This is a genomic window from Litoreibacter sp. JB4-2 (assembly GCF_055693445.1).
Window position 1 is genome coordinate 1999504 of sequence record NZ_CM146334.1, and the last position, 17139, is coordinate 2016642.

19 protein-coding genes are annotated in these 17139 nt (G+C 59.3%); 8 read left to right on the forward strand and 11 right to left on the reverse strand.

Going from position 1 to position 17139, the window contains the following annotated elements; all coding sequences use genetic code 11:
* Positions 1 to 45: 45 nt before the first annotated feature.
* Positions 46 to 417, forward strand: a complete 372-nt coding sequence (locus ACZ1G7_RS09890; protein WP_472663641.1) for a hypothetical protein — start codon at positions 46 to 48, stop codon at positions 415 to 417.
* A 10-nt stretch (positions 418 to 427) separates the two neighbouring features.
* Here ACZ1G7_RS09890 and ACZ1G7_RS09895 read toward each other — a convergent pair whose 3' ends face one another.
* The 3 genes from ACZ1G7_RS09895 to ACZ1G7_RS09905 form a co-directional block, all read right to left on the reverse strand.
* A complete protein-coding gene (locus tag ACZ1G7_RS09895; protein WP_472663642.1) occupies positions 428 to 619 on the reverse strand; it encodes a zinc-finger domain-containing protein in 192 nt (63 codons plus the stop codon).
* Between the two features lie 114 nt (positions 620 to 733).
* On the reverse strand, positions 734 to 1105 hold the full coding sequence (locus ACZ1G7_RS09900) for a histidine triad nucleotide-binding protein (RefSeq protein ID WP_472663643.1): 372 nt from the start codon (positions 1103 to 1105) through the stop codon (positions 734 to 736).
* 13 nt (positions 1106 to 1118) lie between these two features.
* Positions 1119 to 2696 (reverse strand): DUF5928 domain-containing protein, encoded by a 1578-nt coding sequence (locus tag ACZ1G7_RS09905; protein WP_472663644.1) that lies wholly within the window; start codon positions 2694 to 2696, stop codon positions 1119 to 1121.
* A 167-nt stretch (positions 2697 to 2863) separates the two neighbouring features.
* On the opposite strand from ACZ1G7_RS09905, the gene ACZ1G7_RS09910 reads away from it, so the two are divergent.
* Complete coding sequence (locus tag ACZ1G7_RS09910; RefSeq protein WP_472659251.1) at positions 2864 to 3682, forward strand: sulfotransferase family protein; 819 nt, start codon at positions 2864 to 2866, stop codon at positions 3680 to 3682.
* Between the two features lie 16 nt (positions 3683 to 3698).
* Here ACZ1G7_RS09910 and ACZ1G7_RS09915 read toward each other — a convergent pair whose 3' ends face one another.
* Entirely contained in the window at positions 3699 to 4691 is a 993-nt protein-coding gene (locus ACZ1G7_RS09915) for an adenosine kinase (RefSeq protein ID WP_472659252.1), read from the reverse strand.
* Positions 4688 to 5332: an endonuclease III gene (nth, locus tag ACZ1G7_RS09920; protein WP_472659253.1), complete on the reverse strand. Its 645-nt coding sequence runs from the start codon at positions 5330 to 5332 to the stop codon at positions 4688 to 4690. Before nth ends, ACZ1G7_RS09915 begins: the two co-directional genes overlap by 4 nt.
* 119 nt (positions 5333 to 5451) lie before the next feature.
* Between nth and ACZ1G7_RS09925 the strand changes: the two genes are divergently transcribed.
* From ACZ1G7_RS09925 to ACZ1G7_RS09940, 4 genes are all read left to right on the forward strand, one after another.
* Complete coding sequence (locus ACZ1G7_RS09925) at positions 5452 to 6300, forward strand: methylated-DNA--[protein]-cysteine S-methyltransferase (protein ID WP_472659254.1); 849 nt, start codon at positions 5452 to 5454, stop codon at positions 6298 to 6300.
* 150 nt (positions 6301 to 6450) lie between these two features.
* Entirely contained in the window at positions 6451 to 7086 is a 636-nt protein-coding gene (locus ACZ1G7_RS09930; RefSeq protein ID WP_472659255.1) for a YiaD family glycine zipper/OmpA-like lipoprotein, read from the forward strand.
* 118 nt (positions 7087 to 7204) lie between these two features.
* On the forward strand, positions 7205 to 7855 hold the full coding sequence (locus ACZ1G7_RS09935) for a YiaD family glycine zipper/OmpA-like lipoprotein (protein WP_472659256.1): 651 nt from the start codon (positions 7205 to 7207) through the stop codon (positions 7853 to 7855).
* A gap of 96 nt (positions 7856 to 7951) precedes the next feature.
* Positions 7952 to 8719: an FCD domain-containing protein gene (locus tag ACZ1G7_RS09940; RefSeq protein ID WP_472659257.1), complete on the forward strand. Its 768-nt coding sequence runs from the start codon at positions 7952 to 7954 to the stop codon at positions 8717 to 8719.
* Positions 8720 to 8728: 9 nt separating this feature from the next.
* Here the strand turns inward: ACZ1G7_RS09940 and ACZ1G7_RS09945 are convergent, their stop codons facing one another.
* Both ACZ1G7_RS09945 and ACZ1G7_RS09950 read right to left on the reverse strand, forming a co-directional pair.
* A complete protein-coding gene (locus tag ACZ1G7_RS09945; RefSeq protein ID WP_472659258.1) occupies positions 8729 to 9961 on the reverse strand; it encodes a mandelate racemase/muconate lactonizing enzyme family protein in 1233 nt (410 codons plus the stop codon).
* 120 nt (positions 9962 to 10081) lie between these two features.
* Positions 10082 to 11170: a zinc-binding dehydrogenase gene (locus ACZ1G7_RS09950; RefSeq protein ID WP_472659259.1), complete on the reverse strand. Its 1089-nt coding sequence runs from the start codon at positions 11168 to 11170 to the stop codon at positions 10082 to 10084.
* Between the two features lie 146 nt (positions 11171 to 11316).
* Between ACZ1G7_RS09950 and pcaD the strand changes: the two genes are divergently transcribed.
* Positions 11317 to 12105, forward strand: a complete 789-nt coding sequence (gene pcaD, locus ACZ1G7_RS09955; protein ID WP_472659260.1) for a 3-oxoadipate enol-lactonase — start codon at positions 11317 to 11319, stop codon at positions 12103 to 12105.
* A gap of 59 nt (positions 12106 to 12164) precedes the next feature.
* Complete coding sequence (locus ACZ1G7_RS09960; RefSeq protein ID WP_472659261.1) at positions 12165 to 13379, forward strand: TCR/Tet family MFS transporter; 1215 nt, start codon at positions 12165 to 12167, stop codon at positions 13377 to 13379.
* A 97-nt stretch (positions 13380 to 13476) separates the two neighbouring features.
* Here the strand turns inward: ACZ1G7_RS09960 and ACZ1G7_RS09965 are convergent, their stop codons facing one another.
* From ACZ1G7_RS09965 to ACZ1G7_RS09980, 4 genes are read right to left on the reverse strand one after another with little or no spacing between them, the layout of a single operon-like run.
* On the reverse strand, positions 13477 to 14655 hold the full coding sequence (locus ACZ1G7_RS09965; protein ID WP_472659262.1) for an endonuclease/exonuclease/phosphatase family protein: 1179 nt from the start codon (positions 14653 to 14655) through the stop codon (positions 13477 to 13479).
* Positions 14652 to 15632: a threonine ammonia-lyase gene (locus ACZ1G7_RS09970; RefSeq protein ID WP_472663709.1), complete on the reverse strand. Its 981-nt coding sequence runs from the start codon at positions 15630 to 15632 to the stop codon at positions 14652 to 14654. Before ACZ1G7_RS09970 ends, ACZ1G7_RS09965 begins: the two co-directional genes overlap by 4 nt.
* The gene (locus tag ACZ1G7_RS09975; protein WP_472659263.1) at positions 15629 to 16453 is read right to left on the reverse strand and encodes an alpha/beta fold hydrolase; all 825 of its coding nucleotides are present in this window, start codon (positions 16451 to 16453) and stop codon (positions 15629 to 15631) included. The genes ACZ1G7_RS09970 and ACZ1G7_RS09975 overlap by 4 nt, the downstream gene beginning before the upstream one ends.
* Positions 16450 to 17136 carry a haloacid dehalogenase type II gene (locus ACZ1G7_RS09980; RefSeq protein WP_472659264.1) on the reverse strand — a complete coding sequence of 229 codons (687 nt, stop codon included), beginning with the start codon at positions 17134 to 17136 and terminating at the stop codon, positions 16450 to 16452. The genes ACZ1G7_RS09975 and ACZ1G7_RS09980 overlap by 4 nt, the downstream gene beginning before the upstream one ends.
* Positions 17137 to 17139 lie beyond the last annotated feature (3 nt).

Below are 17139 nucleotides of genomic sequence, written 5' to 3' on the forward strand. Positions count from 1 at the left end.
GCTCCCCAGATTGGTTTGCGTTTTGTTTAAAGGAGTCGCCCGGCAATGACGAGATGGGGCGTGTGTTTTCTACTGATCGCCGCAGATGGCGCGCCCGCCCAGACCACGCGAGCGCTGGTTTTGAAAGGCTGCGTTGTGGAAACCAAGGAAGCTTTCTATATGAAAGCCACTGGCAATGAGACCCGAGGGCAGATTGAGGCCTTGTCAGAGACAGGTGTGTCCTGCAACGGCGCATGGTTCACAATGAATACGGGCAAAGTCTTCGCCGCTCTCAATTGTGATGACGGGCGCCGCGGCCGTGGCCATATAGCCAAATTTGATCCCAGTCGCCCAAAAATCGCTGGCACCGTACGCCTAAATGACGATACGACATTGATGTATTGGACCGACACCGCGCCGCTTGCCTGCCAGAAATAAACCAGTCCGGTTAGCTGCTCGCTGCGTGGTCGGTGTGGATGTAGCGCTTGTCGCAATAGCCGCATTCGACCCAGCCCGTGTCTTTGGCAATTTGCAACCAAACGCGCGGGTGGCCCAAGGCGCCTTCGCCGCCGTCGCAAGCAACGCGCCAGACGTCCACGATTTCGGTTTCTGGTGCGTCATGGGATGTCGTTTCGGCCATGTCATGTCCTCATCAAAAGTTGGGCGCATCATAGCTGCGCTACGCTTGCCCACAAGGGGGCTCAGGCCCGCAAAACGTGCCAATATCGTGGGCCGCGTCAGCGGCGCATTGGGATCACGCCTCTTTCGCGAGCATCCGGCCCAGGTTGCGCCCACCCAGAATGTGCACATGCAGGTGCGGCACCTCTTGCACGCCGTGCTCCCCCGCGTTTGAAATCGCGCGGAATCCGTTTTCGCTGACGCCTTCCAGCTTGCAGACCTCGCCAATGGCGCGCATGAAACCGACGATTTCGGCCTCGGACGCCTCTTGCGTGAAATGGTCCATCGACACGTAAGGCCCTTTCGGAATGACCAGTACATGGCTGGGCGCCTGCGGGTAGAGGTCTCGAAACGCAAGGGCGTGCTCGCTTTCATAGACCGTGGTGTTTGGAATTTCGCCGCGCAAAATCTTGGCGAATATGTTTTGGTCGTCATAGCTGTAGGCCACGGGCAGCGTCCTTTTAGTCGGAATAAAGGTAGGTGATGTCCAGAATATCGCGCGCGACCTCCGGTGCCACCTCCAAAAAGGCAGCCAAGGCGGAAATATTTGCATCCGCCGGGTCATACTCGCTCAGCCTTCTGTACCCCACAAACTCCGCGTCGCGGATTTGGTCCGCCTCAAACAGGAAATTCTGCCGCACGGTGGGCAAAAGCCGGTCAATGGTGTCTTGCGGTGTCATCTCGCCCGCAAGCCCGACCCGAACGGCGTGACCCAGCAAGTAATCGTCTCCGAATTTGCATTCAATCTCGAGCAATTTGGTGGTGCAGCTATCGGCAAACAAATCGCGTAGCAGGTCCAGATTGGAGGGATCGAGGCAGATCACCATGCGATCTGTCTCGTACATGTCATAGAGCAGCCGCATCAACGCCCGCCTGTGTCGTGTGCGCTTGTCGAGGCTGGTCTCGATCCCGCCCAGATCCGGCAGCTCGGCGCCGTCCTCATCAAACACATACTCGACGCCGCGAATGCCGGTCTTGTCTTGGATACGTGCCAGCAGCCGTTTGGCCACATGCCACTTTTTGCACGCAATGACATAGAGGGTTCGGTCGCGCCCAAGGCTGGCTTCTCGTTCCCAGAATCGGGTCGCAAAACGGCGCCCGATCCGGCCCCGCCCCGTCAGGAATTTGAACAGCGTGCGGCCCTCGTTCGAGGTCTCAAATTCCAGCCGCTCGGATGCGTAAAGATCGCCCAGCCGTTCCTTCAGCTCAAGCGCGTCGGGTGAGATTTTGCGCGCGAACAGAAAATCCTGGCTAAGCAGCAAGTCATAATGGTCGTTGTAAAACGTCACGGGCATGCCGTAATCGGTGAACATCAAAAAGGTCAGCGTGCGCGACGTGATCTCGTCAGAGGGCACCAGATGGCGCACCAGCGTCTGGAAAAATGTCTCATCCGGAATCCAAGTCGTGCGAAAGAAACGGCGGACATCTTTGCGGGTCTTGATGAAATCAAGCACCCATTCGACCGTGCGGCGGCGCAGGCACCACCATTGCGACCCGATCATCATCTGCAGATCTGCGGGCACCTGCCGCTGCCAGCCAAACTTCTTTTGCAGCTCGTATGAGGCGTAGAAAAGCCGCTTGTGCTTCCGCTCGTTGAACCAATGGCGGTAGATCAGGCGGTCTTCTTTCATCCCCGTCTGAATCCAGTTTGATGCGAAGTAATCAAAGCTTTCGATGAAATCGACGTCTTGGCTGTCGAGCATCTCATGCGCGTAGCCCGCCGACTTGATCGCCATGCAATCGCCCGACAGCATGTAGAAATGCGTGGCCCGCGGAAAAGCGTCCAAGGCGGCCTCAATCGCATAGATCGTGGCTTGAACCAGCGACCACTCCCCCCAACCGCAGCGCATCCGCTTTTTGGCAAAGGTCACATTGGGGTTGTCCGCCAAGGCCGCGCGGATGCGTTTATAGTCAGCCCGGTTTGCAGAGGCGTCGAAATGGATCGACATGCAATCGCCCGCCGCCGTCAACCGCTCAGCCTGCGAGATAATGGCGTCCGGATCCTTGTGACACAGCAGAATGAATGCGATTTTTGCCATTCAGAATAAGGGCTCGCGCTTTGCGTCAGGGTTGTTTTAGGTTTGTCCACATAACCTTAGTGGTTGTTGAATAAACAGCCCCTGTTTGGTTATGTGAGTTAAATTGTGGCCAAATCGTAAACAATTGGTCGATAAGAATAAGACTGTAGTGAGGAGCACGTGAGCATATGGGGTTTCCCGGCACCTGGATGACGGAATCGCAAAGCATGGTCTACCGCGTGGTGCCGAAATGCGCCTGCTCGTCGATTGGCCAGATCATGTATTACTCGGACCATGGCGAATACTTCGACGGCGACATTCACGACGCAGGCGCGGGCATCCACAAATGGGCCCTGGAAGACAGCCAGCCACTAATCGAAGCAAACGCCAAGTCGCATCAAAGCTACGCGTTTACCTGCGTGCGTAACCCATATGGGCGCATCCTCAGCTCCTTTTTTGACAAAATTTGCGGCATTCAGCGCAATGGAAAACGCTACCGTGGCAATCTGGTGCCGCTCCTAGTGCAAAAATACGGGATCGAAGTCGGCGACCCCGAAACCGGGTTTGAATTCGATCAGATCAAGAGCTTTCGCCGCTTTTTGCTGTTTGCGCGCGACACCATTCGCTGGCGTCGTCCGATGGACCCCGACATTCACTGGTCGGCCATGTCGGGTCATATCTCGACCTTCATCGTCAATGGCGGGCGCTATGACAAAATCTTCCACACCGAGGCCTTTAATGACGGGATGGCGGATGTCTTGAGCGCGGTTGAGACGCCCGTATCGGTCGATATCAACGACGTGCCACGTTTCAACGAAAGTGAAGGCCACGGCCCGAAGCGCGCCCATCCGATAGAGGATTATTTCGACGATCTATCGATGCATCTGGTCTATGAAATCTACAAACGCGACTTCAATTTGTTCAAATATGATGTCGACAACCCGGGCAACAAAATGCCCACAGGTGAGGTTGATCTAGACGAGGTGCACGCGAAATTGGGCGATTGAGCGGGGTTATGCCTGCTCAGATCAGACCTTTTTCCTCAAACAGCGCCTTCAAATCAACTTCCGGGCGCGGCCCGATATGGGAAATCACTTCCGCCGCCGCCGCGCAGCCCATTTGGCCCGCTTTCTCCAACCCTGCACCGGTGATCATTCCGTAAATGAAACCCGCAGCAAACTGGTCGCCCGCGCCGGTCGCATCCACCGGTGTCACCGTTTCAACTGGCACGTCGATCTGCTTGTCCCCTTGGCGGATCGACACCCCATCGCCGGAACGGGTGCAGACAACCAGGGCGCATTCCTGCGAGGCGGCTTCAAGCGCGTCCTCTAAAGACTCAACTTGATAAAGCGACAGCAGCTCCGCCTCATTGCCGATGACAAAGCTCAGGTTGTCGCGGATCAATGTACGAAAATCATCGCGGTGCCGATCGACACAGAACGGGTCAGACAGCGAAATCCCAGCCTGCGCGCCGGATTTTATGGCCGCGTCGGCAGCGGTGCGGAACGCCTCTTTGCCAGGGTCCTTGTCAAAAAGGTAGCCTTCCAGGAACAGCACCTCGCAATCGCCTGCCACATCCAGCGGCACGTCTTGCGCGCTGACCTCGGACGAGATGCCAAGATAGGTATTCATCGAGCGTTCTCCGTCAGGCGAGACAAAGATCATCGAGCGTGAGGTCGGCAGCTCCGCTTGCGGGATCGGCGGGTTGGGGAACGCGGTGCCCTCATCTGCCAACGTGCCCGCGTATTTGCGGCCCAGCGCATCGTCGGCGACACGGCCGATAAAGGCGGTCTTCGCGCCCAAAACCCCAAGCCCCGCCAGCGTATTGGCAACGGAACCGCCGGGCGTCTCGACGCGTTCCTGCATCGCAGCGTAAAGCACCTCAGCGCGTTCGCGTTCGACCAGCTGCATAATGCCTTTCTCAATCCCCATATGGTCGAGAAATGTGTCCTCCGCCTGCGAAATTACGTCTGACACGGCGTTGCCGATGCCCACGACCTGGTAGGATTTGCTCATAAGGTTTTGTCCTCAAAAGGGCAGAGATCGCGGATTAAGCAGTTGCTGCACATAGGTTTTCTGGCTTTGCACACGTAACGGCCATGCAGGATGAGCCAGTGATGTGCATGATGTTGGTATTTGACCGGGATGTTATCCTCAATCGCGCGTTCGACCTGATCGACATCCTTGCCCGGACAAATGCCCGTGCGGTTGCCGATGCGGAAAATATGGGTGTCGACCGCTTGTGACGGGTGCCCCCACCACATGTTTAGAACGACATTCGCGGTCTTGCGGCCCACCCCCGGCAGGGAAATCAACGCGGCGCGCGAACTGGGCACTTCAGAATTAAAGTCATCCACCAGAATCTGGCTCAGCTTGATGACGTTCTTGGCCTTATTACGGTAAAGCCCGATGGTTTTGATATGCTCGATGACGCCATCCAAGCCAAGCGCCAGCATCTTTTCCGGCGTATCGGCGATCTTGAACAGCTCTTCAGTCGCTTTGTTCACACCCACATCGGTCGATTGCGCGGATAGCGCAACGGCCACAACCAGCGTGTAGGCATTGGTATGGTTCAGCTCGCCCTTCGGTTCCGCCTCCGCGGCCTGAAACCGGGCGAAAATCTCGTTTATCTCATTGTAGCCAAGTTGCTTTGCCATCCCGCCCCTATGCCAAACCGGCTGGGGTCGGGCAAGTCAGATCAAACAATGATCATGTTTCGGGTCGATTGGCCGCGCAGGGCCGCATAGATTGAAGCCACGCAAACAGGACGAATGCCATGAGTGACGAAACCCTTTCCTACCATTACGGCGTAATCAAACGCGCCATCGACGTGATTGACGCGGGCGGCAGTGATTTGTCGCTGGATGACCTGGCGAGCCAGATGAATATGAGCCCCGCGCATTTCCAACGTGTCTTCAGCAAATGGGCAGGCGTGTCGCCCAAGCGTTACCAGCAATATCTGACGCTGGGCCACGCCAAGTCTTTGTTGGATGCGAATTTCACGACGCTTGGCACAGCCGATGCGGTGGGCCTGTCAGGCTCGGGCCGTCTCCACGACCTGTTCCTCCGGTGGGAAGCGATGAGCCCCGGTGACTTCGCCCTGAAAGGCGCGGGCCTAACAATCTATTGGGGCTGGTTTGAAAGCCCGTTCGGTCCAGCCTTGGTGATGGGAACCAACAAGGGCATTTGCGGGATCGGGTTTGCCGCGGAAACGGGTGAGGAGGCCGCGATGATCGACCTGACCTCCCGCTGGCCCAAGGCGCGTTTTGTCGAGGATCCCATGATGCTGCGCCCTTGGGTTCTGGCCGCCTTTGGCGAACCGGATCCGTCCAACCCGACGCCGCTCTACCTGATCGGCGCGCCGTTTCAGATCAAAGTGTGGGAAGCTTTATTGGCCATTCCGTCAGGCAACATCACCACATATTCGGAGATCGCGGGCCACGTTGGCACCCCCAAAGCCGTGCGCGCCGTCGGCACCGCCGTGGGCCGCAATCCGATCAGCTGGCTGGTGCCCTGCCACCGGGCCCTGCGCAAATCGGGCGGGCTTGGGGGCTATCATTGGGGCTTGCCGGTCAAGCGTGCTTTGCTGGCTTACGAATCCGCGCGGGCAGAAGCCACAGGCTAAAAACCGCCTGTTTCCTGAGTGTTTCAGAGAATTGAACGCCTCGGCGGATCGCTTCCTATCACCACTCTTTCGTGAGTTGAACGTGAGCCCGTCCTCCCGACATGTCTAGGCATCCCTCGCATTTTGCGAAGCACGAAAGGATAGCCTGTCATGAAACACATCGTATTCACCCTACCCGTCGCGGCCTTGCTGCTGACCGCTTGCGACGCCAGCACTTCGAACCAACGCACCAAAAACGGCGCACTGATTGGCGGCGTCATCGGCGGCGCGCTTGGCGCCAACTCCACCAGCGACAACAAGCTTGAGCGCGGATTGATCGGTGCAGCTATCGGCGGCGCAATTGGCGGGGCCATTGGCAATGAGCTGGACAAGCAAGCAGGCGAACTGCGCCGCGACCTAGGCCGCGAAGTTGGTGTCGTGAACACTGGCTCCGAGCTGCGCGTGACCATGCCGCAAGACCTGCTCTTTGCCACGGACAGCGCCCGTTTGCGCGGCGATCTGGTCGCCGATCTGCGCACTGTGGCGCGTAGCCTGAACGAATACCCGAACTCTACGATCCTGGTGATCGGCCATACCGACAGCACGGGTGCGGCGGGCTACAACCAGACCTTGTCGGAACAACGCGCGATCAGCGTTTCGAACGTCCTGCGCGGCGAGGGCGTCTCGTCCGCCCGCCTGCGCAGCATCGGCCAGGGCGAGGCGCAGCCGGTGGCCTCCAACGGCTCTGCTGCGGGGCGCGCGCAAAACCGCCGGGTAGAGATCATCATTCGTCCCAATGCCGCATAGTCGACGCTGACCCGGACTTTTTGCGAGGTCTTTCCCCTTAACAAACTCTGCCACAGCGCGTATCTTGCCATTATTAACCACGCCGAAACGGCGGGACACATAACCGAGGCAGGTAACTATGACCCTTAAAACACTGGGTATATGCGCTGTGGCGATGGTATCGCTGACCGCATGCGATACATCCGAATTTGACACACGCAACGCCAACAAAGCGCAAACTGGCGCGGCAATTGGCGGCGTCTTGGGCGGGCTTTTAGGCGCGTCAAGCTCCGACAACAAGCTGCTCAAAGGCGTCGTTGGTGCGGGCATCGGTGCGGCCGCGGGCGGTGTGCTCGGCCAGCAACTGGACAAACAAGCGCAAGAGCTGCGCCGCGACATTCCCAACAAGGACATCGCGATTGAAAACACCGGCTCCGAGCTGAAAGTGACACTGCCGCAAGGCCTGCTGTTTGCATCAGACAGCGCCACCCTCAGCCCCGCGTTGGAAAGTGACCTACGTGCGCTCGCGGGCAATCTGAACAGCTATCCAGACAGCACAATCCGCGTGGTCGGCCACACTGATGACAGTGGTTCTGACGCGCATAACTATGAGCTATCGGACCGCCGTGCGGCCGCAGTTGCATGGGTCTTGAAAGGCTCAGGCGTACTCAGCTCTCGGCTGTTGTCTGTCGGCATGGGCGAAACGCAGCCCGTCGCCTCGAACCTTACCGAGGATGGCAAAGCACAAAACCGGCGCGTGGAAATCATCATCCGCCCGAACGCCGCATAACCAGACCCAAAACGGCCCCTTCGACCGAGGGGGCCGTTTTCATTTGCCGCGCCGCATCCGTGGTCATATAATTTGACCAATTCTGCGCGAGGCCCCATGCCATTTCAAAAAATCAACGCTGAAAAGCTCTCAGGTGCGATCGTTAAACAGATCGAACTGATGATCCTGCGTGGCATTTTGCGCCCGGGCGACCGGTTGCCATCCGAGCGCGAGCTTGCTGAAAAACTAGGTGTGTCGCGACCGTCTCTGCGGGAGGCCGTTTCGACCTTGCAGGACCGCGGGCTGTTGGAGGCTCGCGCAGGCGCAGGTATTTTCGTAGGCAACGTCATGGGCGCAGAGTTCTCAGACACGCTGGTGCGTCTGTTTTCCGACCATGAAGAGGCAATGTTCGACTACATCTCCTTCCGCCGCGATATGGAAGGCATGGCCGCCGAACGCGCCGCCCGATTGGGGTCAGACACGGATCTCAAGGTGATCAACGCGGTTTTCACCAAAATGGAAGCGGCCCATACCAAGCGCAACCCGGCTGAAGAAGCGCAGCTCGACGCTGAATTTCACCTCGCCATCATTGAAGCCAGCCACAACGTCGTGATGCTGCACATGATGCGGGCCATGTTCCAGCTTCTGCGCGAGGGCGTGTTTTACAACCGGCAAGTGATGTTCAAGCAGCGCACGACGCGCGACATGCTTCTGGACCAACACCGCGCAATCAATGACGCATTGCAGGCCCGTGACCCTGAGGCCGCGCGCGCAGCCGTGTCAGCGCATCTCAGCTATGTGGAAGACAGCCTCTCAGATCAACGCGTCGCCGACCGGCATGAAGCAATCGCGCTGCAACGTCTCGAACAGGAAGCGGCTCGCTAGCATCAGGCGTTAGTCTTCGACGGGCGGCGCTCCCCCTGCAAAGCTGTTGCCGCCTTGGTAATTGCACGGCTCCTCTTGCATCTGCAGGTGCAACTCATGGCCCGTGTAGGGATGCGCGCGGGCAAGCTCTTCGTTGAACGCAATGCCCAGGCCCGGCGCTTCCGGTGGTGTGATATAGCCATTCTCAACCCGGATCGCGCCGCCAATCAGCGCGTCATGAAACGGCGTTTCGATGCTTTCGCACATCAACAGGTTCGGGATGGAGGCCCCCAGATGGATATTGGCGGCCCATTCCACCGGCCCGGCATACAGATGCGGCGCCATCTCGGCATTGAACACTTCCGCAATCGCAGCCAGCTTTTTCATCTCCCAAATGCCCCCCGCACGACCCAAAGCAGGTTGCAAAATCTTCGCCCCGCCGCTGCGCAGCACGGTCGCAAATTCCGCCTTCGTCGTCATCCGCTCGCCGGTCGCAATCGGGATGCGCACTGCGTCGGCCACGGCCTTGAATTCCAGCAGATTATCCGGCGGGATCGGCTCCTCAAACCAAAGTGGGCTGTAAGGCTCCAACGCTTGACCCAGCCGGATCGCACCATGCGTGTTGAACTGGCCATGGGTGCCAAACAGAAGGTCTGCCTTGTCGCCCACCGCCTCGCGGATCGCCTTACAAAACGCCACAGACAGGGAAATATCGCTCATCGCCGGCTGATGGCCGCCGCGCATTGTGTAAGGCCCCGCCGGGTCAAACTTTACCGCCGTATAGCCCTCGCCAACACGCGCGACCGCCGCCTCCGCCGCCATCTCAGGCGAGGTCCAAAACGCCCCCATGTCATGCTCCGGCAGCGGATAAAGATAGGTGTAGGCCCGTACACGGTCATTCATCTTGCCGCCCAAAAGCGCCCAGACAGGCCGGTCCCGGGCCTTGCCCAGAATGTCCCAACACGCAATCTCAAGTCCCGAAAAAGCACCCATAACGGTCGGGTCAGGCCGCTGCGTGAACCCCGATGAATAGGCGCGGCGAAACATCAGCTCAACATTCTCGGGGTTCTCGCCCTTCATGTGCCGTTCAAACACGTCGCGCACCACGGCCACCTGCACCTCGGGCGCGACGGCGGAGGCATAGACTTCGCCATACCCCACAATCCCGTCATCGGTGGTCAGCTTGGTAAATATCCAATACCGCCCGCCCCAACCCGGCGCTGGCGGCGCCACAATAAAGCACTCCAGATCAACAAGGCGCATCACACCACCCTTCATTGTTTCATAAATATTCCGGTGGGGTGCGGGGAGGCAGCGCCTCCCCGTCATCGCGGGGCCAACACGAAGTGGGGGCCACGCAAAACCTCATATGCGCGTCAGCGCTCATTTAAACATAATCACATTGCGCCGCGCGGCACCCGAGCGCGTGTCGGCAATCGCCTCATTGATCTGCTCCAAAGACCACCGCCCCGAAATCAGCTCATCAAGCTTCAACCGCCCCTGTTGGTACAAATCCACCATCCAGGGAATGTCGCGCCGCAAGACCGTGTCGCCCATCTTAGTGCCTTTCATCCCCTGCCCCAAAGCGCCCAGGATCACCGGCTCATATTCCGCCTTGGCGCCTGAATGCGGCATGCCCACAATGTAGACATTGCCCGCGGGCGCTAGGTAGCGCAACGCCTGCTCAAATGCGGGGATCGCGCCGACGGTGACAAATACCGCATCGGCCATCCGCCCGTCAGTGATCTCAGACACCCGTTTCCACGGCTTTTCGGCACTCACCAAGATGCCATCCGTGGCCCCGAACTCGCGTGCCACATCCAGCTTTTCCTCCAAGACATCCATGGCAATGATCCGCGCAGCCCCCGCAATCGCGGCCCCTTGAATGGCGTTCAGACCGACCCCGCCCGCACCGATCACGACCACGTTTTGCCCCGGTCGCACCTGCGCGGTGTTGATCACCGCGCCCATCCCCGTGATCACGCCGCATGACAGCAATGACGCCGCATCCATCGCCATATCATCCGGGATTTTCGCAATTTGCGACTGGTCGACGACGGCCTTTTCCGCGAAGGCACCACAGGCCAAACCGTGCTGCAATACCCCGCCATCGGCTGTGCTCAAAGGCCCTGCATCGCGGTCATATCCCGTCGCGCATTGTACCGGTTGGCCCGTGGCGCAGGGTGCGCAAGAGCCGCAGGCGCGGATCAGCGTGACCAGCACGGCATCGCCCAAAGCATAGCCCGACACGCCGTCCCCAAGCGCCGTGATCCGGCCCGCCGCCTCATGGCCAAACACCGCAGGCAAGGTCGACCCCCAACCGCCATCAATAAAGGACAGGTCGGAATGGCAAATCGCGCAGGCCTCCAACGTGACTTCAACCTCGCCGGTCTTCGGCGGGGCCAGCTCCACCAATTCGATCGAAAGTGGCGCGTTGAACGCGTGGCATACGGCGGCTTTCACCAAAGGCATGAATAAGGTCCTTCCCAACAACTCGTCTCCAAACCCTGTGCGCGCTCAACGCGCCCTGCGCGCCGGTTTGCGACACGGCTGCCGCGATTGCGCCGTGACTGACCCAAGGTTAGGATCGCTCCCGATCAAACAGGAAGACTGACGCCATGCCAATGTTAAAGCTTGCCGATATCACACTGCACTACCGTGATGAGGGCGCACCGGGTGGCCCGCCCATCGTTTTTGCCAACTCTCTGGGCACGACCATGACCCTGTGGGACCCGATCTTGCCGCATCTGCCGGATGGCTTGCGGATCATCCGCTACGACATGCGCGGGCATGGGCAAACATCGGTCCCCAAACCTCCCTATTCGATGGGCGCTTTGGTGCGCGACGCGGAAACGCTCATGGATGCGTTAAAGGTCCAAGACGCGCTTTTTGTGGGCCTGTCGATTGGCGGATTGGTCGCGCAAGGCCTTGCCACCAAACGCCGCGATCTGATGCGCGGCATGGTCCTGTCCAATACCGCCGCCAAAATCGGCACGCCAAAGATCTGGCAGGACCGGTTTGACCTAATCCACGCCGGCGGGATGGAGGCCGTGGCCGACGCCACAATGCAGCGCTGGTTTTCAAAAGATTGGCACAATAGCCCTCAGATCACCCCATGGCGCGACATGCTGACTGCGACGGCGCCTGATGGCTATATCGGCTGCGGCACCGCGATTTCCGGCACGGATTTCTACACAACGACTGCGGCGCTCACCCTGCCCACATTGGCCATTGCAGGGGCGGAGGACGGGGCCACGCCCCCCGACCTGATCCGCGAAACGCAGCAGCTGATCCATGGCAGCCAGTTCCACCTGATCCGGCGTGCAGGCCACCTGCCTTGCGTCGAGCAGCCCGAGGAATACGCGCAAGCCCTGACCCGCTTCATGACAGAGATCGGGCATATCTGACACGCGCCGCAACCTAGTACTTGCCTCCACCATCGTTTCACGCTCTGACTGCGAAACCGATGAAAAATAATGCCGTCACCTTCATACTTGTCACCGTCATGCTGGACGCCATGGGCATCGGGCTGATCCTGCCCGTCATGCCCGAGCTGATCTTGCAGGTACGCGCCGCCGACATTGGCCAGGCCGCGATCTGGGGCGGCATCCTGTCGGCAGTGTTTGCGGTGATGCAATTCCTGTTTTCGCCGGTTCTGGGCAGCCTGTCGGATCGGTACGGGCGCAGACCTATCTTGCTGGTCTCGCTGGCAATCATGGCTCTGGATTACGTGCTGATGGCCGTGGCGGGCACGATCTGGCTGCTGCTGTTTGGACGTATCATCGGCGGCATTACCGCCGCGACGCATTCCACGGCCTCGGCTTTCATCGCCGACATCTCGCCCCAGGACAAAAAGGCACAGAATTTCGGGCTGATCTCAGCCGCGTTTGGCTTGGGCTTCGTACTGGGCCCCGTCATTGGTGGCCTTCTGGCAGAGCTCGGGCCCCGCGCGCCCTTTTGGGCCGCCGCGATCCTGACATTGGCAAATTTTGCATTCGGGTATTTCGTTCTGCCTGAAACAGTCACGCCTGAAACGCGGCGCGATTTCTCATGGCAGCGCGCCAATCCCCTTGGCGCGTTTCGCTATATCGGCGCCCTGCCCGGGCTGACGGCGCTGATGGTCGTCTATTTCTTCTACCAGATCTCCAACATGGTCTACCCGGCGGTCTGGGCCTATTACACCAGCGCGCAATTTGGCTGGTCGCCCGGCATGATCGGGGCATCGCTGGCAATCTACGGCATCTCGATAGCCGTCACCCAAGGCCTGGTCATCGGGCGCATCATCGCATGGCTGGGGGAGCGTAAAACCGTCTATTTCGGCCTTCTCTACAACGCTGTGACGCTCAGTTTCATGGGCTTCGTCACGCAAGGCTGGATGCTGTTGGCACTCACCCCGTTCGCAGCCCTTGGCGCGGTGGTGGCCCCGGCTCTAACGGCGGTCATGTCAGGCCGCGCTGACGACAACCAGCAGGGCGAATTGCAAGGCGTTCTTTCCTCGATCAACTCCATCGGCATGATCGTGGCCCCGGTGGTCATGACCCAGGTGTTCTGGCTTTTTACCTCCGACGCCACTCCGATCCGCCTCGCGGGCGCGCCCTTCCTGCTCGCGATGGTCTTGATGGTGATCTCATGGATGGTCTATTCCGCCAGCCTACGCCATCCAACCGGCAAGCCCAGCTAGCCCCAACGCTTCATTGTTTTAAAAATATTCCGGGGGAGGTCGCAGGCCAGGGGCAGAGCCCCCACCACCGCGACGCGCGCAGCGCGGCGCAATCCCTTCATCTCCAAAGCTTGAAATGCCCCATAATTTGGCCATGGTCCGAGGCCAGCTTGTTGTAAGGCGCCTCAGGATGGGAGCCGTCGGTCAGGTGGTCATTGAACACGGAGAAATATTCCATCTCTCCAATCTGCGCGTCGCTGTCACGGAAATGGCGTGAGATCAGGATTTGGTCGATGCTTTCATAGACCCCGCCAAAAGCCGACGTATAGACCATGTCGCGCAGCGATTTCTGCACGAACAGCTTCTCGCAGCTTTCCAACCGGACGCGTTCCACCGCCTCTTGGATCGCCTCATTCTCAGCACTGGTATAGCGGTCAGCCGCGTGTTTGGCGTCATGACGCAGCATCCAGGAATAATTCTTGAACGGCTTCTCACCAGAAATAATCTCGGAGCTCACCGCGTTCTCGCTGTCGTTGAAGTCTCCCAGAACCATCACCGGATGTCCCGCCTCCAGCTCCGCGACAATCAAGCGGCGCAGCACCCAGGCCTCTGCCATGCGCCGTGTTGCGGCGCGCAAAGCGCCCAAGGCGCGGCCCACCGGATCATATTCGGTCACATCCGCCTCAGGCGCGAACTCTGCGCCCTCAGGTCGGTCAAACTCCCCCAATTTGGATTTGAGGTGGCAGTTAAACACGGTGATCACCGTATCGCCGACCGGAATGCGCGCTTTCAGGATCGGGCGCGACACGCGGGTCAGTTTGAAATGTCCAGCCTCCCCGCCGCTGAAATCAACCTGCAATTCGGGCGACAAATCCTGAATGATTTCCGGCTCCCCCACAAAGCCGAACCGCGACAGGATCGCCAGCCCGGGGCGCCTGTGCCCTGGGTCCCCATCATTGGCATTGGGCGCGAATGCGATCTTGGCCTCGCGGTAGTCGCTATAGGCCAGCTTTCTGAAAATCGCGCGTTTGCGGTAGCGTTTGGATGCGTCCGGCACCACCAATTCATTTGACGCAAGCCCGATCGTGTCCGCTGCGTCCACCACAGATTGCAACGCGTCCAGCTCGAAAATCTCCTGAAAACCCACGATGTCGGCGTTCATCGTGACCAGCATTTCGGCCAGCCAGTCTTCTTTCCAGGCGTGCTCCTCAACCGTGTATTTCTGGAAGCGGTAATATTCCGCCTCCGCCCCGATCAGGTTTTTGACGTTGAAACTGGCGATGGTGAAGTCGCTCATGCCGCGCTCCCATATTTGGTCAATGCGTTTTGAAAAATGCCCGGATCGACATTGCCGCCGGAGGCGACAGTGATCACGTCATCGCCCTCAATTTGATCGCCATGAAACAGTGCCGCCGCCAGCGCAATCGCGCCACCAGGTTCCAGCACCAGCTTCAATCGCGTGAAAGCCAAAGCCATGGCGCGAAGGCAGTCTTCGTCTGGCACCACAATGCCCGGCCCGCACAGGTTCTGCATGATCGGGAAGGTCAGTTCCCCGGGTGTTGGCGTGACAATCGCGTCGCAAATGGATCCCGACAGTTTGTCATTGCGCTTGTGCATTCCGGCTTCCAAAGACCGCGCCACGTCGTCGAACCCTTCGGGCTCCACCGGGCGGGCGCGCAGATCGGGCGCGTGTTTCTCCAAGGCCAGCGCGATGCCCGATGTCAGCCCACCGCCACCGCAACAGACCAAAACATCGCTTGCACTCACCCCCTGCGCGACCGCTTGGGCCGCAATTTCCAGCCCGCATGTCCCTTGGCCCGCGATGACCTCTGGCTGATCATAGGGGCGAATAAGGGTCAGCCCACGTTCTTGCGCCAAATCAGCGCCGATCTGTTCGCGATCCTCATTGGCGCGGTCGTACAGCACAACTTCGGCGCCCAAGGCGCGGGTGTTGTCGATCTTCACCTGGGGCGCATCTTGGGGCATCACGATCACTGCCGCGACCCCGTGCTCGCGCGCGGCCAAAGCCACGCCCTGCGCATGGTTGCCGCTTGAAAAGGCGATGACGCCCGCCTTCAACGTGTTGTCTGTCAGGTTTGAGACCGCCGACCAACCGCCCCGAAATTTGAACGAGCCGGTATGTTGCAGGGCCTCCGACTTCACAAACACCCGCCGCCCCGCGATCTCGTCAAGGAAGGGCGAAGACAGCAACGGCGTAACGCGCGCGTGGCCTTTGAGCCGCTCGGCGGCGGCTTCGATCATCTCGATATTCACCGACATTCCCCTAGCCATGCCTTGATCGTCAGCAGCGATGCGGGTTCGTCCAAAAAGGGCACGTGGCCGCGATCCGGGACGTCGGCGAACAGCATATCCGGGCGCCGCTCCTGCATCTTCTCGGCTGTTTCCGACGTCAAAAGATCAGAATTCGCGCCCCGGATCAGCGCCAATGGCAAATCCTGCAACGCATCGAAAAACGGCCATAGGTCCGGGTTCAGGTTCTGGGCGGCGCTGTTCAAGACCGCATCTCGCAAGCTCGGGTCATAGTTGAAATTCAAACCCTTCTTATCGTCGATATAGTGCTTATCCGCCTCCGCGCGCCAGCGGGTTTCAGGCACATTGTCAAAGCCTGCCATGCGGGTCGACAAGGCGCTGACCGCCGCCTCACGCGTTTTGAAAACCGGCCTGCGCCCCAGATAATCCTTGATCGCGTCCAACCCGCCAGCGGCCAGCTCCGGCCCGATATCATTCAGGCAAACCCCGATCAGCCGATGCTTCACTGTCGCGGCCAATCCCATCGCGATAATGCCGCCGCGTGATGTGCCAAGGATCGCCGCCTTCTCCAGACCCAGATGGTCGAGCAATTCTACCGCATCCATGCCTTCGCGCTGCAAAGTATAGGTGTCAGGCCCCGTCCAATCGGACTTCCCCCGACCGCGATAATCCAGCCGAATTAGCCGCACATCTTCGAGATGCGGCGCGACATAGTCGAAATCCGTGCCGTTGCGCGTCAGCCCGGCAAGGCAAAGTACAGGCAGGCCGGTGCCCTCATCGGTGAAGTGCAAACGCGCGCCGTCAGAAGCGGTAAATGTTGTCATAATTTCGCAGCCAAGTTGGGGATAGGTGTCAGATCGCTCAGGACATTTGAAGGCGTCCAGGGCAGGCGGTCCATCGGCTCCCCTGCCCGGTTCACCCAGACAGTTTGGAACCCGTACCCGGCGGAAGCGGCGGCATCCCAGCCGTTGGACGAGACGAAAAGCACCTCATGCCTCTCACATCCAAAACGCTTACCCACGAGGTCATAGACCGATTTATGCGGCTTGAAGACGCCAACGCTTTCAACACTCAGCACGTCATCCAACAGCTCCGACAACCCCGCCGATTGCACTGCGCCGTCCAACATCGGGGGCGATCCGTTGGACAAGATCCCGGTGTTCAGCCCAGCGCCTTTCATCGCAGCCAACATGTCGGGAACCTCAGGATAGGCCTGCAGCTCCCAATAGAGTTGAAGCAAACGTTCGCGCAGCTCAGGATCATCTAACCCGTTGTTTTCCATCGCCCAATCAAGCCCGTCTTGCGTGACGTCCCAGAAATCGCAATGCGCATCAGCGACCGCGCGCAGCCACGTATACTGTAGCTGCTTCAACCGCCAATCATTCGCCAGTTTTTGCCAGCAGGCCGCCAAATCATCGCGCCCCGGCTCGTTCGCGGCCTGACGCGCTGCGGCGGCGACGTCGAACAACGTGCCATAGGCGTCGAAAATGCAGGTGGTGATGGTCATGGG

What these genes read in the sequence shown, in the direction of transcription:
- ACZ1G7_RS09965 (WP_472659262.1), bottom strand. Translation starts at nt 14,655, where the DNA reads ATGAGCGACTTCACCATCGCCAGTTTCAACGTCAAAAACCTGATCGGG.
- ACZ1G7_RS09895 (WP_472663642.1), bottom strand. Translation starts at nt 619, where the DNA reads ATGGCCGAAACGACATCCCATGACGCACCAGAAACCGAAATCGTGGAC.
- ACZ1G7_RS09910 (WP_472659251.1), top strand. Translation starts at nt 2,864, where the DNA reads ATGGGGTTTCCCGGCACCTGGATGACGGAATCGCAAAGCATGGTCTAC.
- nth (WP_472659253.1), bottom strand. Translation starts at nt 5,332, where the DNA reads ATGGCAAAGCAACTTGGCTACAATGAGATAAACGAGATTTTCGCCCGG.
- ACZ1G7_RS09935 (WP_472659256.1), top strand. Translation starts at nt 7,205, where the DNA reads ATGACCCTTAAAACACTGGGTATATGCGCTGTGGCGATGGTATCGCTG.
- ACZ1G7_RS09950 (WP_472659259.1), bottom strand. Translation starts at nt 11,170, where the DNA reads ATGCCTTTGGTGAAAGCCGCCGTATGCCACGCGTTCAACGCGCCACTT.
- ACZ1G7_RS09905 (WP_472663644.1), bottom strand. Translation starts at nt 2,696, where the DNA reads ATGGCAAAAATCGCATTCATTCTGCTGTGTCACAAGGATCCGGACGCC.
- ACZ1G7_RS09915 (WP_472659252.1), bottom strand. Translation starts at nt 4,691, where the DNA reads ATGAGCAAATCCTACCAGGTCGTGGGCATCGGCAACGCCGTGTCAGAC.
- ACZ1G7_RS09980 (WP_472659264.1), bottom strand. Translation starts at nt 17,136, where the DNA reads ATGACCATCACCACCTGCATTTTCGACGCCTATGGCACGTTGTTCGAC.
- ACZ1G7_RS09940 (WP_472659257.1), top strand. Translation starts at nt 7,952, where the DNA reads ATGCCATTTCAAAAAATCAACGCTGAAAAGCTCTCAGGTGCGATCGTT.
- ACZ1G7_RS09945 (WP_472659258.1), bottom strand. Translation starts at nt 9,961, where the DNA reads ATGCGCCTTGTTGATCTGGAGTGCTTTATTGTGGCGCCGCCAGCGCCG.
- ACZ1G7_RS09960 (WP_472659261.1), top strand. Translation starts at nt 12,165, where the DNA reads ATGAAAAATAATGCCGTCACCTTCATACTTGTCACCGTCATGCTGGAC.
- ACZ1G7_RS09925 (WP_472659254.1), top strand. Translation starts at nt 5,452, where the DNA reads ATGAGTGACGAAACCCTTTCCTACCATTACGGCGTAATCAAACGCGCC.
- ACZ1G7_RS09930 (WP_472659255.1), top strand. Translation starts at nt 6,451, where the DNA reads ATGAAACACATCGTATTCACCCTACCCGTCGCGGCCTTGCTGCTGACC.
- ACZ1G7_RS09975 (WP_472659263.1), bottom strand. Translation starts at nt 16,453, where the DNA reads ATGACAACATTTACCGCTTCTGACGGCGCGCGTTTGCACTTCACCGAT.
- ACZ1G7_RS09890 (WP_472663641.1), top strand. Translation starts at nt 46, where the DNA reads ATGACGAGATGGGGCGTGTGTTTTCTACTGATCGCCGCAGATGGCGCG.
- pcaD (WP_472659260.1), top strand. Translation starts at nt 11,317, where the DNA reads ATGCCAATGTTAAAGCTTGCCGATATCACACTGCACTACCGTGATGAG.